Here is a 15754-nt window from a genome sequence, read left to right as displayed (position 1 = left end):
ATCGACCCGGCGAAGGCGCTGCAGACCGTCCGCGGCACCGTGCAGGCCGACATCCTCAAGGAGGACCAGGGCCAGAACACCTGCCTGTTCTCCACCGAATTCAGCCTGCGCATGATGGCCGACGTCCAGGAATGGTTCGTGCGCAACAACGTCCGGAACTTCTATTCGGTCTCGATCTCGGGATATCACATCGCCGAGGCAGGCGCCAACCCCATCAGCCAGCTCGCCTTCACCCTCGCCAACGGATTCACCTATGTGGAGACCTATCTCGCGCGCGGGCTGGCGATCGACGACTTCGCCCCGAATCTGTCGTTCTTCTTCTCCAATGGCATGGATCCCGAATACACGGTGATCGGCCGCGTGGCCCGGCGGATCTGGGCGATCGCGATGCGCGACCGCTACGGCGCGGGCGAACGCGCCCAGAAACTCAAGTACCACGTCCAGACTTCGGGGCGTTCACTGCACGCGCAGGAAATGCAGTTCAACGATATTCGCACCACGTTGCAAGCGCTGATCGCCGTCTACGACAATTGCAACAGTTTGCACACCAATGCCTTCGACGAGGCGGTGACCACCCCGACCGAGGACTCGGTGCGCCGCGCGCTGGCGATTCAGCTCATCATCGCCAAGGAGTGGGGGTTGGCCGTGAACGAGAATCCGCTCCAGGGCAGTTTCATCGTCGACGAACTCACCGACCTCGTCGAAGAGGCCGTGCTGCTCGAATTCGAGCGGATCAGCGAACGCGGCGGGGTGCTCGGCGCGATGGAGACCGGCTACCAGCGCGGTCGCATCCAGGACGAGTCCATGCGCTACGAGCAGCGCAAACACGACGGATCGCTGCCGATCGTGGGGGTGAACACCTTCCGCGGCCGGGCCGACGACACCGAACACGGACCGCTGGAACTGGCGCGTGGCACCGAGGCCGAACGCCGCTCGCAGCTGGACCGGCTGCACAGTTTCCAGGCCGATCACGCCGAGGAAGCCCACCGTGCGCTGGCCCGGCTGACCGAGGTCGCGCACACCGACGGCAACATTTTCGATGTGCTCATGGACGCGGCGCGGGTGTGCACATTGCAGCAGGTCACCGATGCCTTCTTCGCGGTGGGAGGACAGTATCGGCGCACGGTGTGAGCACCGTAATCCGTCACCGCGCGCTGCCGGCATGTGACAATCGCCGTGAGCTCTGCCAGCGGCGGCGATGGGACGCACAGCATGGATCTGACCGACTTCGACATCATCGATGCCCACATTCACCAGTGGGATCCGCATGCCACACCCCGCGAGTTCAGCAAGCTCGCGAAATTGATGCGCTATCTGCCGGTACCGGTCGATATCGCGGCAAAGCTGGCCCCACGCGGCGACCGCGAATTCGTCGGCGACCCGAGCGCCTACCTGCGGCCTTATCTACCGGCCGACTATCGCGAAGACCGGGCGAAGACGCCGGTCGGATCGGTCGTGGAGATCGAGGTGCAGTGGACGGGCTGGAAGCCCGACGAGACGCGCTGGGTGGCGAGCCTGCCATTCGGTGTCGACACGCCCGCCTTGGCCACGATCATCGGCTCGGCCGACCCCGCCGCCGCGGACTTCGGCGCGGTGCTCGACGCGCACGAATCCGCGTCGCCGCTGTTCCGTGGCATCCGGACGATGGTCGCCCATCACCCCGATCCCGCCGTGAAATCCTTCGCCGCCCACGACGGCGCGCTCACCGCCCCCGCGTTCCTGAACGGCTTCGGGCAGCTCGCCGAGCGCGGGCTCTCGTTCGACGCGTGGGTGTACTCGGGGCAGTTACCCGAGGTGACGGCGCTGGCCGAACGGTTCCCCGAGGTACCGATCGTGCTCGATCACCTGGGGACGCCCGCGGGCGTCTTCGGGCCGGTCGGCAAGCACACCGGGCACACCCCCGATCAGCGGCGGGCTCTGTTCGAGCGCTGGCGCGAGGACCTCACCGATCTGGCCGCACAGCCCAACGTGGTGGCCAAGGTGAGCGGGCTGATGATGCCGGTGCTCGGGCATCCGGTGCCACGGCGCGGCACTTCGACGCCCGTGCCCGCCCTGCTCGGACGCGTGGGGCCGCTGCTGGCGCACGCGCTGGCGGTGTTCGGCGCCGACCGGCTGATCTGGGGGTCGAACTTTCCGGTCGACAAGCCGATCACGAGCCTCGGCGGCGCGGCCGAGACCGTGGCCACCGCGCTGAGCGAGGCGGGCGCGAGCATCGACGACCTGCGGAAGGTGTTCGGCGGCAATGCCGTCCGGTTCTACCGGATCGAGCCGGCCACGTAACCGCCGCGCAGGTACGTCGCTTTCTGTCGGTGGACGGGTTTAGCATCGGCGCATGAAAGCCATCGGCACTTTCGAGGTCACCGCGTTCGATCCCACCGAGCTGACGCCGCAGCCCCCTGTCGTCACCGGGATGCCGGTCGGCATCTCGACCATGACGAAGGCTTACGCGGGCGAGATCGAAGGGCTCTCGGCCACGTTGTTCACCGCCGCCTTCGACATGAGCACCGGCGCGGGCACCTATCTCGCGATGGAGTCGTTCGAGGGGGCGCTGAACGGCAAGGCCGGTGCGTTCAACTTCGTCCACTCCGCAACCACGGGCGGTACCGACCGCACCGACGAGTTCTTCCACATCGTCCCCCGCAGCGGCACCGGGGAACTGACCGGCATCACCGGTACCGGCGCACTGTACGTGGATGCCGAAGGCGGACATCACATCTGGTTCGAGTACGAACTGGGCTGAATCTATCCGGATCGAGCTGCCTCGTTTCGCGGAGTCAGATATCGAATTCGGTGTAGAGCGAGCGCAATTCGCGTAAACCGGTCGCCGCGGTCGGCTCGTCCTCGGCGGACATCCGTAGCGCGCGACGCAGCGGAATCGCGTCGAGATCGTCGATGACGGCGTGGAATTCGACGCGAGGCAGCTCGGGCAGGACCAGTTCGTCGCCGTAGGGATCCTCGGAATCGGCGGTGCGCGTGGACTTCTCGACACCACCGATGAGGGTGTCGAGGTCGAGGCCGCGCAGGGTGAGGATCTCACTCGGCTGCTCGTCGAGACGCTCGGCGAGCAGGTAGCAGACCGCCGCGACGTGCTTGCACGGCCAGCCCATGTCCGGGCAGCTGCATGTGAAGTCCAGTTCGGAGGCCGTGGTCGGCAGCAGATGCGGGCCGAGCGCGGGCGGGAGCGCGCCCGAGGCGATCTCGGCGAGCATGCCAGGCGCCTCCCTGATCTCGGCGAGCAACAGTTCCACCTCGTCCTCGCGCAGCGGCCGGATCGACAGCACCGAGGTGAACGGGCTCGGCTGGCTGCCCTGCACCTCCGCGGTCACCGCGCCGCGTTCGATCCGGTAGTTCACCACCTGCCCGACCCTGGCGTAGGTGCGTCCGCGCGAGAGCCTGCCCGCGTCGGCGACCTTCTCCACCGCGTCGAGCAGCGACTTGCCCCACCAGGTCCGGCCGAAACCGCCGCGAGCCTGGGCGCCACCGCGCACCGGCTTACGCGGACCGAACTGACTGAAGTCGGCCATCTACTCACCCACCGCTTCCGCGCCGAGAGTGAACAGCTCGCGCAGTTCGTCGGTGCTCAGCTCGGTGATCCAGTTCTCCCCCGCGCCGACGGCGAGGTCGGCCAGTTGCTTCTTCCCGTTGATCATCTCGTCGATCCGCTCTTCGATGGTGTCGACGCACACCAGCTTGCGGACCTGCACCGCGCGCTGCTGACCGATCCGGAACGCGCGATCGGTGGCCTGGTTCTCGACGGCCGGATTCCACCAGCGGTCCAGGTGGATCACGTGGTTGGCGGCGGTGAGGTTGAGCCCGGTGCCCCCCGCTTTGAGCGAGAGCAGCATCAGCGGCGGACCGTTCTCGCCCTGGAAGCCGGTCACCATGTCGTCGCGGCGCTGTTTGGCCACGCCACCGTGCAGGAACGGGATCGGGGTGCCGAATCGTTCGGTGAGGTAGGGCAGGATCAGGTCGCCGAACTCACGGAACTGGGTGAAGAGCAGGGCTTTCTCGCCATCGGCGAGCACCGCGTCGAGCACGTCCTCGACCAGCGCCAGCTTGCCCGAGCGGTGGCCGCCGCGCCGCAGGATCGGCGAACCGTCGCCCAGGTAGTGCGCGGGGTGGTTGCAGACCTGTTTGAGCCGGGTCAGCGCGCCGAGGACAGCGCCCTTGCGCGCCATGCCTTTCGCGTCCTCGAGCTTGTCCAGCATGTCGTCGACGACGGCCTGGTACAGGGCTGCCTGTTCGACGGTGAGGTTGGCCCGCACCGTCATCTCCAGCTTCTCCGGCAGGTCGCTGATCACCGCCGGGTCGGTTTTGAGCCTGCGCAGCACGAACGGATCGGTGATCAGGCGCAGCCGGTCGATGGCCTGCTGGTCGCGTTCGCGTTCGATCGGCACCGCGAACTTGGCGCGGAACGACTGCGGGCTGCCGAGCAGCTTCGGCATGGCGAAGTCGAACAGCGCGCGCAGTTCTTCCAGGCGGTTCTCCACCGGAGTTCCGGTGAGCGCGAGCCGATGTCGCGCGGTGAGCGCCCTGGCCGCCCGGGCCTGCCTGGTCACCGCGTTCTTGATGTGCTGGGCTTCGTCGAGCACGATCCGCTCCCACTGCTGTTCGTTCAGCAGCGTGATATCGCGGGCGAGCAGTGCGTAAGTGGTGATCACAATGTCCGAATCAGCCACCGCCGCGGCGAATTCCGCGCCGTGGCGCCGGCCCGGACCGTGGTGCACGAGCACGCGCAGGTCGGGGGCGAAACGTTGCGTTTCGCGTTGCCAGTTGCCGACCACCGACATCGGGCACACCAGCAGCGTCGGTCCGACCTGCTCCCGAGCGTCGACCGGCGCCAGTGGTGTCGACTCGACCGCCGTGTTCGGCCGCGCGGCCGACGTGCCGACCTCGCGCTCGTGCACGAGTAGCGCCAAGACCTGCACCGTCTTGCCCAGGCCCATGTCGTCGGCCAGGATCGCGCCGCAGTTCAATCGACTCATCGTGGCCAGCCAGCTCAGACCGCGTTCCTGGTACGGACGCAGCTGGGCTTTCAGGCCGACCGGCACCGGGACCGGCTCGGGTTCGCTTTCCCTGGCGAACAACTCGGCCGCCCAGCCGTCGGCGGTGACCTCGGTGACCGGTACGTTGTCGACCCGCTCGGCGGCGAGTTCACCGATCATGTCGGCCAGGGTGATCGGGCTGTCGTCGGCGTGCTGCGCGACGTAGCGGGCGGCGGCGGCCAGCGCCCGGTGGTCGGCCTGCACCCACTCGCCGCGCAACTGGACCAGGTCGGATTTGCTACTGATCAGCCGTTCCATCTCCGCCTGGGTGAGCACCAGATCGCCGAGCGCCAGCTCCCAGCGGTAGGAAAGCAGTCCGCTGAGGCCGACAGTGGATTCGGCGGCGGCGGGGCTGCTCACGCGCAATCGCATGCTCGGTTCGGCGATGTTCCAGGCGCGGGGCAGGAGCAGGCGAATTCCGGCTTCCTGCAGGGCATGTGCGCCATGGGCCACCAGGTCGGCGACCACCTCGGTCGGGAGCAGCAGGTCGAGGCCGCGCGGATCGGTGGGCAGGTCGCGCAGGCGCGGGTAGGCCTTGCGCGCCTGGCCGAGCTTCTCCGCCGCCGTACGCACGAGCACCGGATCATCTTCGAAGACAACCGGTTTGGGCGCGTCGTCGACCGGACGCAGGCACACCTGCAGCCGCCACAGGGCCACCGATTCGTCGGCCGTGCCGAATTCGCCGTCGGGTTCGCACAGGCGCAACACCAGTTCCGGCTCGTCGGCGGCATAGCCTTCCCGCCACTGCGTCAGCGTTTCCGACAGGCGGTAGGAGCCGACGTCGAGTGGGCTGTCGGCGACCAGCGCGGCCAGCAACGGGTGCGTCATCGTGCGGTGCGCGAGGTACTCGCGGGCGATCGGGTCGGTGAGGTGGGTGCACAGGTCGTCGAGCACGGCGGCGGGCGGGCCCGCCACCCGCAGCGCCGGCGGCATGGCGGCCGCCAGCTCGGCCAGCCACGCCCGCTGACGTTGTCCGCCGACGAGCCGCCAGCGCACCCACCACTGACCGTCGGCCCGCTCGATCTGCGGCACCACCCGCCCGGCCCGCACCCACCGTTCGATGCCGCGCGCGACGTGCGCGAGGAACCGCAGATCGCCGGAGATGTTCTCGCGCGGCAGCCGGCTGCGTAGCACAACGGCCGCCGTCGGCGGCGCGAGCGCGTGCGCGCGAACCTCGGCTGTCCCGGACTGCCCCTCGGCATCGACGACGAGTACCTGGGCCCGGTGCCGGAACCTGGCGCGATCCAAGATGTCGCCGAGCACCGACCCCACGGCGACCGGCTCCGCGTCGTGCCACAGCAGCAGGCCCGATTCGGGGGACCACAGACCGTGCAGCATGGGCTCCATCCAAGCAGGCGGTACCGACACCGATCACGGCCGCCATACCTCTGGATTTCTCACCGCAAGGGGAACATACTTAAATAACCCCTGGTCACGGGCCGGAACACCCACCGGCGACAACTCCATACCGACCCAGGCGGACCGGACGGCTCCGGTTCGGCCGATGACCCCTTGTAATTCGTGCGGAGGGCAGCGATGACGATTCTGCTCCAGGTTCTCGAGCAGAGCTACACACCCAACACCCCATGGGAACGGCGCAAGTTCACCTTCATCGACACCACGAAGATCCTCGGCATGCGGCTGGACGGCCAGGCAGGCGTCTGGCTCGATCTGTCGCGGCCCGGCGAATCCCAGCGCCTGGCCCACACCATCGATCCCAGTGAATCCATCACTTTCCTGCTCACCGTCTTCGCCAAGATCGCCGAATGCGAAGACCGCGGCGGTTCGTGGCTGGTCGGCCACGACGGCGTCCATGTCTCCTCGATAGCGGCCACCCGATTCCCGCCCAATCCGGCCGAGCAGGCTGCCGACGACCTGTTGGCCAGAGCCTGGTTATAGGCCGCATCGTCGACTGACATGGCCGTTCCCCGCGCCCGGCGCTGAGCGACGCGCGGTTGTTGTCGGTACCACCGGCTACAACATGCGGGTATGGGGAAACCGGCGTGGTTGCTCGTCCTAGTGCTCGCGGTGGCCGGGTGCGCGGTGATCGGACCGGAGGAACCGGTCACACCGGCACCCGGCAGTCCGACGCGCGCCGAGCTCACCACCTTGCTCGACACTGTGCGCGTCATCGCCGCCCGGCCCCGGCCCGGTGGCTACGAACGCGGGTGCAAAGCCGGCCAGGCCTGTGTCTTCGGCCCGGCCTGGACCGACGATTCCGACACACCGGGCAGCCACGACGGCTGCGACACCCGCAACAATGTGCTGGCGACGCAGTTGCGCGAGGTGGTGCATCGCGGCCGCTGCGTGGTGGTGGAGGGCATCCTCACCGACCCCTACACCGCCACCGACATCCGCTTCAGCAAGTCCGACGGCGGCCGGATCCAGATCGACCACGTGTACCCCCTGGCCGCCGCCTGGGACATGGGCGCCGCCACCTGGACCCCGGACAAACGCCGCCGCTTCGCCAACGACCTCTCGGTGAACCTCCTCGCGACCGGCGCCGCCACCAACCAGTCCAAGGGCGACGACACCCCCGCCGAATGGCTACCGCCCGCCCGCCCCAATCACTGCTTCTACGCGGCCAAATACCTCACCGTGGCAGTCGACTACGACCTCCCCATCACCGCCGCCGACAACGCGACGCTGCACGACATCGCCCGCGGCTGCCCGTGAAGCCGAGCGATCGCAGTGCGCGCTTCGTGCACTGTGCTAAGCGAGCAGTCAGTCCAAGACGGTGATCCGCGCGCCCGCGTTGAGCAGATCACTGGCGGTGAGCCCGCACATGACGTGGAAGGTGTCGCTGAAGTGTGAGGGGCTGGCGAATCCGGCGTCGACCGCGGCAGTGGTGAAGTCGGCGCCCTTGGCGACAGCACGGCCGACAGCGAGCATTCGCGCCCAGACGCGATAGCGGCGAAAGGTTGTGCCCGCGTGCTCGGTGAACAGGTGCAGTAGCCGAGATTTCGACAGATGCACTTCGGCCGCGAGTTCTTCCGCGGTGATCGATCGAGCCGGGTGAGCGCGCACGATCGCGGTCGCGGCGGCGATCCTCGGGTCGAGTCGGGTCCGTGCGGGACCACACGCGATGTCCATCACCTCGGCCGGGTCCATGTCGTCTCGGTCGGCGAGGCCGATCAGCGCGGCTTCACGGTGGTGGTGGACGCCGAAATCGTGCACGCGCTCGGTCATCTGCTCCCAGCAGGCGGGCGCGCGGGGTGATCCGGGGTCGATGTAGCAGAACAGCATTCGGGTCCGATGCGCGACCACCTGGTGGAGAGTGCGCGGGGGAATCAACGCGCTGCGCACTGTGCGCCGACCGAACGAATCGGCGTGCAGGGTGAACGGGCCGTCGACGCCGACTGCGAGGCAGTGCACCGACCCTGAATGGCGGTCGAGCCGCAGCGAAGGCCCGCGGTAGACGGCATGGCCTATCCACAACCACACGTCCGCGCTCGCTGCCGGCGGGTAGCACCTTTCTGGAAGCGGTCGCTGCCCCATGCCCACCATGCTTGCACGATGAGTGTTGTCAGCGAACTCGGCGAGTCTCGCCTCCTGCATCTGCCCCAGGGCGCCATCCGAATCTACGAACGCGGACACGGTGAGCCCGTGGTGTTCGTGCACGGCCTGTTCGCCAACGCTGCGGCATGGCGGAAAGTTGTTCCACGACTGGCCGATTCATATCGGTGTATCACCGTCGACTGGCCATTCGGAGCGCACCGGATTCCGATGACTCCCGATGCGGATCTGACTCCGCTCGGTATCGCCGGCACAGTCGCCGACGTGATCGAGAGCATCGATCTCAGTGCTGTGACGCTCGTCGGCAACGACGGCGGCGGCATGCTCTCCCAGCTCGTCGTGATCCATCGGCCCGAACGTATCGCCCGGCTGGTGCTGACACCGTGCGACGCCTACGAGAACTTCCCGCCGCCGCTGTTCAACTATCTGTGCTGGATGGCCCGCATACCGGGTGCCGGACCACTCACGAGTCAGCTCTTGCGGCTCCCCGCGGTTCGGCGGAGGTACGCGCGCTCGCGATTCGGATTCGGTGGCCTGACCCGCAACCCGATCTCCGACGAGTTGATCGACCACTATCTCCACGGAATGACGCACGATCGCGCGATCGCGCGCGACAGTTTCGAATTCCTTCGCGCGGTCGACAACAAGTACACGATCGATGCTGCCGCTCGTTTCAGGTCGGCCGGTCTTCCGGTTCTCGTCGCATGGGCTGAGGAGGACCGATTCTTCCCGTTCGATCACGCGCGACGACTCGCCGCGGATTTCCCGAACGCGCGCCTCGAATCGATCACGAACTCGCTGACCTGGGTCGCCGAAGACCAACCCGCACGCACAGCGGCCGTGATCGATGAGTTCATCAGCACGACTCCCCTGCCCGGCCGACCGGGTTAGACGAGTCGAAACCTTGTGTGCGGGCGGGAATCGGCGGTGCTCACTCTCCTGTTGCCACGGACCGTTTCGGGTCGTTCGACCATTGGGAGTACGAGCCGGGGTAGAGGGCGGCGTCGATGCCGGCCACGGCGAGGGCGGCGATCTGGTGGGCGGCGGTGACGCCGGATCCGCAGTACACGGCGACCGGGCCGCCGCCGAATCCGGCGAAGCGGGCGCGCAGTTCGTCGGCACACCGGAAATGCCCTGTGTCGTCCAAATTTTCGGCTGTCGGCGCACTGATCGCGCCCGGGATGTGGCCGGGGCGCGGATCGATCGGTTCGACCTCGCCGCGATACCGCTCGCCCGCGCGAGCGTCGAGCAGCACTCCCGGCCATTTCGCGGCCGCGTCGGCGTCGATCACCGGCAGGCCGCCTGGCCGTACCACCAGGTCACCGCCGACGGGGTCGGCTTCGGCGCCGGTCGCGATCTCGCCGCCGGCCGTGATCCACGCGGGCAACCCGCCGTCGAGGATGCGCACGTTGTCCACACCGGCCCAGCGCAGCAGCCACCATGCCCTCGCGGCCGCAGTTCCGCCGGTCGCGTCATAGACCACTACCGGATCTCCCGCGCTCAATCCCCAACTGCGCGCGCATTTCTCGAAGGTGCCCGGATCGGGCAGCGGATGCCTGCCGCGGGCGGGCGATGGCGCGGCGGCCAGTTCGGTCTCCAGGTCGACGAACACCGCGCCCGGGATGTGTCCGTCGAGATAGTGCTGCGGACCGTTGGGATCGCCCAGCGCCCACCGCACATCGAGAAGATGAATCTGCTTGTCGGCCAGCTCTTCCCGCAGCTCGTCCGAGGAAATCAACACCGCGTCCAATCCCACTCCTACTCCGAGCCCCCGCCTGAGAAACCGTTCTCGACACCCTACGCATCGAACCGGCGCAGCGGCACCCGTGCACGCGATTTCGGCTCGGCCGAACGCCGACCCGGACTGCATGCCGCGATGGCTGGCATCGATGCCCGCACTCGACGACGGGGAGAGCGTTCGCAGGCCGCTCGCCCAACTGGACCGGCTCGCACCCAGCACGAATCAGTCCAGTTTCGTAAGACTGGCAGGCGACGACCCCCGCCGCGTCGGGCATCATCGGCACAATGTCGCAGGTCTCCACCCCTCCTCCCGATATCGCCGGCAAACCGGCGGGCATCGCACAGCCGCTCGGTGCGGGCGCTATCACCGCGCTGGTCGGCTTCACGAGTTCGTTCGCGGTGGTACTGAGTGGTTTGCGCGCGGTGGGGGCGAGTCCGGCGCAGGCCGCGTCGGGATTGCTCATCCTGTGCTTCACCCAGGGCATCGGCATCCTGCTGCTGAGTTTCCGGTACCGGATCCCGATCACGCTGGCCTGGTCCACCCCGGGTGCGGCGCTGCTCGCGAGTACCGGACTGGTCGCGGGCGGCTGGCCCGGCGCGGTCGCGGCCTTCGTGGTGACCGGCGTGCTGATCGTGATCACCGGGCTGTGGCAACGACTCGGCTCGCTCGTCGCCGCGATCCCCGTGCCGATCGCGCAGGCGATGCTGGCCGGTGTGCTCGTCCCACTGTGCCTGGCCCCGGTGCAGGCGCTGCGCACCTCGCCCGCCGTGGTCGTCCCGGTCATCGTGGTGTGGCTGGTCCTGCAACGGTTCGCACCCAAATGGGCCGTGCTCGTCGCCTTCGCCGCGGCGGCCGTCGGTACCGGCATCGACATCGTCGTGAACGACCGGCACCTGGAATTGCCCGCCATGGTTCCGACAGTGGAATGGACTGTCCCCCAGTGGCATTGGCAGGCCGTCGTCGGCATCGCCATCCCGCTCTACATCGTCACCATGGCCTCGCAGAACATTCCGGGCGTCGCGGTGATGCGCTCGTTCGATTTCCAGGTCCCGTGGCGCCCCGCCATGCTCGTCACCGGTATCGGCACCGTCCTCGGCGCGGCAGCCGGCGGACACGCCATCAACCTCGCCGCCATCAGCGCCGCCCTCGCCGCCGCACCGTCCGCGAGCCCCGACCCCAAACGCCGGTGGATCGCCGCGGCAACAGCGGGCGCCGCCTACCTCGTCCTCGGTCTCGCCTCCGCCGCCCTGGTCACCCTCATCGCCGCGGCCCCGGCAGGCACCATCGAAACCGTCGCGGGCTTGGCCCTGCTGGCTACCCTCGCCGCCGCCCTGACCGGCGCCCTCAGCGACCCCGCCCACCGCATGGCAGCCCTGGTGACGTTCCTCGTGGCGGCCTCCGGCACCGCACTGTTCGGCATCGGCGGCGCTTTCTGGGCCCTCGTAGCCGGCCTCGTCGTGCGCCGCTTCCTGCCCGCCGGTACCTGAGGATCCCGAGGGAGGGCCGAGGTCAGTTCGGGCCCGCCAGCCGATCGAGTAGCGGGCCGGTGCGCGGACCGACCAGCTCGCGCATGACCAAGGCCATGTTGGTGCGCTCCACACCGGGGATCTTCAGGATTCGCCCCGCGATGCGGTAGAGGTCGTCGGCGTCGCGGGCGACGATGCGAACAGTGAGGTCGGTGGCGCCGGTCATGCCGCAGACCTCGGTGACCTCGGGGACGTCGGCCAGTTCGTCCACCACACCGTCGAGTCGGTGCTGGTCCACCACCACCGCGACGAACGCTGCCAGCGGGTAGCCGAGGGCGCGTGGTTCCACTCGTCGTTCGAAGCTGCCGAGCACACCGGCGCTGTCCCAGCGAGCCAGGCGCGCCTGCACCGTGTTGCGCGACAGGCCGAGGCGCGCCGCGAGCTCCACCCCGGTGGCACGGGGATTGGCGATCAACTCGCGCAGCAGGCGCGCGTCGGTGGCGTCGAGTGTCACGTCGGGTTCGCGACTGGTCATACAACGCAGTATGACAGTGACCGGACCCTGCGGACCGAGCACTGTGCTCAGCTGCGCGTGTACCGCTTGCGCACACCGCATTATCGTGGATGCTGAGTGATACACATCGCACTCAGCGGAGTGGCGTACCTGCATCGGCCCACAAGGCGCGGTAGCGAGGAGGCGATCACGATGTCGCAGAAGCAGACCTACCCGGTCCAGCTGGTTCAGCCCGACGGGCGCCGGGTGCTCGACAAGGAGCACGGCGCGCTGGTCGCCGACGTCGATGCCGATCGTTTGCGGCAGCTGTACCGGGACATGGTGATCACCCGCCGGATCGACGTCGAAGCGACAGCGCTGCAACGCCAGGGCCAGCTCGGATTGTGGCCGCCGTTGCTCGGCCAGGAAGCCGCGCAGGTCGGCTCGGCGCACGCCCTGCACCCCGACGACTACGTGTTCTGCTCCTACCGCGAAACGGCCGTCGCCTATTGCCGCGGTGTCCGGCCCGAGCAGCTCACCGCCCTGTGGCGCGGCGTCTCCCATCACTGCTGGGACCCCGACGAGGTCAAGATGACCAACGCCAATATCGTCGTCGGATCTCAGGGCCTGCATGCGACCGGTTACGCCTTCGCCGCCCACCTCGACGGCGCCGATATCGCCACCATCGCCTATTTCGGCGACGGCGCGACGAGCCAGGGCGACCTGGCCGAGGCACTCGGATTCGCCGCGGCGTGGAGCGCGCCGGTCGTGTTCTTCTGTCAGAACAATCAGTGGGCGATCAGCGAACCGGTGGCCGTGCAGAGCCATGTCCCGCTGGTGCGCCGCGCCGACGGCTACGGCATTCCCGGCGTGCAGGTCGACGGCAACGATGTGCTCGCCGTCCTCGCCGTCACCCGCCGAGCCGTCGAACGCGCGCGCACCGGCGCAGGCCCCACCTTCATCGAGGCGATGACCTACCGGATGGGCCCGCACACCACCGCCGACGACCCGACCCGTTACCGCACCGCCGCCGACACCGAGTACTGGGCACAGCGCGACCCCATCGAGCGCGTGCGTCTACTGCTCGACCGCGAAGGCGACCTGTCCCCCGAGTTCGTCCAGCAAGTCACCGGCGAGGCCGACGAGGTCGCGCGCCGACTGCGCACCGCGACGATCGAGATGCCCGACCCCGATCCCGTGCGGATGTTCGACAACGTCTATGCCACCGAGCACCCACTGATGACCGAAGAGCGCCAACAGCTCTCGGCCCACCTCGCCGAAGGAGCGCAGTCATGATCACCACCTTCGCCGCCGCCCTCAATGTCGGCCTGCGCAGGGCGATGGAAGACGACGCCAAGGTCGTCCTGCTCGGCGAGGACATCGGCAGGCTCGGTGGCGTGTTCCGCGTGACCGACACCCTGCAGAAGGATTTCGGCGAACATCGCGTCATCGACACTCCGCTGGCCGAATCCGGCATCGTCGGAACGGCTTTCGGAATGGCCTTGCGCGGATACCGGCCCGTGGTGGAGATCCAGTTCGACGGTTTCGTCTATCCGGCCTTCGACCAGATCGTGTCGCAGGTGGCCAAGATCCACAACCGGACCGATGGAAAAGTTAAGGCGCCGTTGACGATCCGTATTCCGTTCGGCGGCGGCATCGGCGCGGTCGAGCACCATTCGGAATCACCCGAGGTGTACTTCGCCCACACCGCGGGCCTTCGCGTTGTATCACCCAGTACGCCCGCTGACGCGTATTCGATGATTCGCCAGGCGATCTCACTGGACGACCCGGTGATCTTCTTCGAACCGAAACGTCGCTATTGGGACAAGGCCGACGTAGATTTCGAAGGCGAACCGGATCTGCCCCTGCACAAGGCCAGGGTTTGCACCCGCGGCGCCGACGCCACCGTCGTCGCCTACGGCGGCACTGTCGCCACCGCGCTGACCGCGGCGAAAATCGCCGCGGAAGAGGGGCATTCGCTCGAGGTGATCGACCTGCGCAGTCTCTCGCCGATCGATGTCGACACGATCGCGGAATCGGTGGACAAGACCGGCAGGCTGGTCATCGTGCACGAGGCGCCGGTGTTCGCCGGGCTCGGCGCCGAGATCGCCGCCCGCGTCACCGAACGCTGTTTCTATCACCTCGAGGCACCGGTGCTGCGCGTCGGCGGCTACGACATCCCCTACCCCCCGGCTAAGCTCGAAAAGCACCATCTGCCCGACCCCGACCGCATTCTGGCGGCGGTCGACCGCTGTCTAGCCGCGTGATGAAAGGTGCCCTCGTGCCGGAACCAGCCGCCGACGACGACGGTCATGTTCTCGAGTTCCGCCTCCCCGACCTGGGCGAAGGCCTGGCCGACGGCGACCTGGTGTCCTGGGCCGTCGCGGTCGGCGACACGGTGGAACTGAACCAGACCATCGCCGAGGTGGAGACCGCGAAGGCGGTGGTCGCACTGCCCTCGCCGTTCTCCGGGGTCGTGGTCGAACTGCTGGCGCAGCCCGGTGACACCGTGCCGGTCGGCGCGCCGCTGATCCGGGTGCGCAACGATCTCGAGGTGTCCGCGCCGCCCACGGCGGAGCCACGCACCAACGTGCTGGTCGGCTACGGTCCCGAGGCCGAATCGACCTCGCGGAGAGGGAAAGCCACCCCGTCCATGGCCGCGAACACGCCGAGCACCCATCGCGCCGCCGCCACCCCCGCGGCCCGCAAGCTGGCCAAGGAACTCGGCATCGACCTGTGGTTCGTCGCGGGGTCGGGGCCGGAGGGCGCGGTCACCGTCGACGACGTGCGCTCGGCCGTGCCGGTGACCCAGCCGCGCACCCCGGCCCGCCTCGGTGACGTCGTGCCCGCACCGTCGAACGGGCACGTCACCGACGGCGACGGCCTCATCGAGCCCACCGCCCGCGAAGAACGCACTCCCGTCGCGGGGATCCGTAAGCGCACCGCGGCGGCGATGCAAGCCAGCGCACGCACGATTCCCCAGGCCAGCACCTTCGTCACCGTCGACTGCACAGCCTCGATGGAACTGCTCGACCACCTGCGCACCACCAAATCCTTCGAAGGCCTCACCCTCACGCCACTGGCGCTGGTCGCCAAGGCCACGCTGGCGGCGATCGCGGAATACCCGGGGATCAATACCGCGTGGGACGAACAGAACCAGGAGATCGTCACCAAGCACTACGTGAACCTGGGGATCGCGGTCGCCTCGGAGCGCGGCCTGATGGTGCCCAATCTCAAGGAGGCGCAGACGCTGAGTCTGCGCGAACTGTGCCGCGAGATCAGCTGGGCGGCCGACACGGCCCGCTCCGGCAACGCCACCCCCAACGACCTGCGCGGCGGCACCTTCACCCTCACCAACGTGGGCGTCTTCGGTGTCGACGCCGGCGTCCCGCTGGTGAGGTCGACGTGCCCGCGGTCGACCTGGAGAAGTCCCGCCGCGCCCTGCTCGACGTACGTGATCTCGTGCAGGAGATCGGCGGTCGGGCCACCGACC

Annotated in this window: 15 protein-coding genes; 10 read left to right on the top strand and 5 right to left on the bottom strand. The window is 68.3% G+C overall.

The genetic code is table 11. The features are described from left to right. From AB0F44_RS29600 to AB0F44_RS29590, 3 genes are all read left to right on the top strand, one after another. A partial coding sequence (locus tag AB0F44_RS29600; protein ID WP_357360872.1) for a methylmalonyl-CoA mutase family protein occupies positions 1-1131 on the top strand: 1131 nt, incomplete at its 5' end. An 81-nt stretch (positions 1132-1212) separates the two neighbouring features. After that, positions 1213-2280 carry an amidohydrolase family protein gene (locus AB0F44_RS29595; protein ID WP_357360870.1) on the top strand — a complete coding sequence of 356 codons (1068 nt, stop codon included), beginning with the start codon at positions 1213-1215 and terminating at the stop codon, positions 2278-2280. Positions 2281-2332: 52 nt separating this feature from the next. After that, complete coding sequence (locus AB0F44_RS29590; protein ID WP_357360868.1) at positions 2333-2740, top strand: DUF3224 domain-containing protein; 408 nt, start codon at positions 2333-2335, stop codon at positions 2738-2740. Between the two features lie 34 nt (positions 2741-2774). On the opposite strand, the gene AB0F44_RS29585 is transcribed toward AB0F44_RS29590, so the two are convergent. Further along, positions 2775-3524, bottom strand: coding sequence for an SWIM zinc finger family protein (locus AB0F44_RS29585; protein WP_357360867.1), 750 nt, complete (start codon positions 3522-3524; stop codon positions 2775-2777). Continuing rightward, entirely contained in the window at positions 3525-6383 is a 2859-nt protein-coding gene (locus AB0F44_RS29580) for a DEAD/DEAH box helicase (RefSeq protein ID WP_357360865.1), read from the bottom strand. It abuts the gene before it with no gap. 198 nt (positions 6384-6581) lie between these two features. On the opposite strand from AB0F44_RS29580, the gene AB0F44_RS29575 reads away from it, so the two are divergent. After that, positions 6582-6944: a hypothetical protein gene (locus AB0F44_RS29575; protein ID WP_357360863.1), complete on the top strand. Its 363-nt coding sequence runs from the start codon at positions 6582-6584 to the stop codon at positions 6942-6944. A 90-nt stretch (positions 6945-7034) separates the two neighbouring features. Next, positions 7035-7721, top strand: a complete 687-nt coding sequence (locus tag AB0F44_RS29570; protein ID WP_357360861.1) for an HNH endonuclease family protein — start codon at positions 7035-7037, stop codon at positions 7719-7721. 48 nt (positions 7722-7769) lie between these two features. Here AB0F44_RS29570 and AB0F44_RS29565 read toward each other — a convergent pair whose 3' ends face one another. Further along, positions 7770-8543 (bottom strand): AraC family transcriptional regulator, encoded by a 774-nt coding sequence (locus AB0F44_RS29565; protein WP_357360859.1) that lies wholly within the window; start codon positions 8541-8543, stop codon positions 7770-7772. Positions 8544-8561: 18 nt separating this feature from the next. On the opposite strand from AB0F44_RS29565, the gene AB0F44_RS29560 reads away from it, so the two are divergent. After that, entirely contained in the window at positions 8562-9452 is an 891-nt protein-coding gene (locus tag AB0F44_RS29560) for an alpha/beta hydrolase (protein ID WP_357360857.1), read from the top strand. A 40-nt stretch (positions 9453-9492) separates the two neighbouring features. Here the strand turns inward: AB0F44_RS29560 and AB0F44_RS29555 are convergent, their stop codons facing one another. After that, positions 9493-10317 carry a sulfurtransferase gene (locus AB0F44_RS29555; RefSeq protein WP_357360855.1) on the bottom strand — a complete coding sequence of 275 codons (825 nt, stop codon included), beginning with the start codon at positions 10315-10317 and terminating at the stop codon, positions 9493-9495. Positions 10318-10586: 269 nt separating this feature from the next. On the opposite strand from AB0F44_RS29555, the gene AB0F44_RS29550 reads away from it, so the two are divergent. Next, entirely contained in the window at positions 10587-11789 is a 1203-nt protein-coding gene (locus AB0F44_RS29550; RefSeq protein ID WP_357360853.1) for a benzoate/H(+) symporter BenE family transporter, read from the top strand. Positions 11790-11811: 22 nt separating this feature from the next. Here AB0F44_RS29550 and AB0F44_RS29545 read toward each other — a convergent pair whose 3' ends face one another. Next, positions 11812-12303, bottom strand: a complete 492-nt coding sequence (locus AB0F44_RS29545; protein ID WP_357360851.1) for an Lrp/AsnC family transcriptional regulator — start codon at positions 12301-12303, stop codon at positions 11812-11814. Positions 12304-12474: 171 nt separating this feature from the next. Between AB0F44_RS29545 and pdhA the strand changes: the two genes are divergently transcribed. The 3 genes from pdhA to AB0F44_RS29530 form a co-directional block, all read left to right on the top strand. After that, positions 12475-13557 carry a pyruvate dehydrogenase (acetyl-transferring) E1 component subunit alpha gene (gene pdhA / locus AB0F44_RS29540; protein ID WP_357360849.1) on the top strand — a complete coding sequence of 361 codons (1083 nt, stop codon included), beginning with the start codon at positions 12475-12477 and terminating at the stop codon, positions 13555-13557. After that, positions 13554-14528, top strand: a complete 975-nt coding sequence (locus AB0F44_RS29535; RefSeq protein ID WP_357360848.1) for an alpha-ketoacid dehydrogenase subunit beta — start codon at positions 13554-13556, stop codon at positions 14526-14528. The genes pdhA and AB0F44_RS29535 overlap by 4 nt, the downstream gene beginning before the upstream one ends. A gap of 14 nt (positions 14529-14542) precedes the next feature. Continuing rightward, positions 14543-15754, top strand: a 1212-nt coding sequence (locus tag AB0F44_RS29530) for a dihydrolipoamide acetyltransferase family protein (protein ID WP_357360846.1), incomplete at its 3' end; no start/stop codon positions are given.

This window comes from Nocardioides sp. NPDC023903 (genome assembly GCF_040639295.1).
Classification (GTDB): Bacteria; Actinomycetota; Actinomycetes; order Propionibacteriales; family Nocardioidaceae; genus Nocardioides.
Note: the sequence above shows the minus strand (reverse complement) of the source record. Positions and strands in the feature narration are given on the sequence as shown.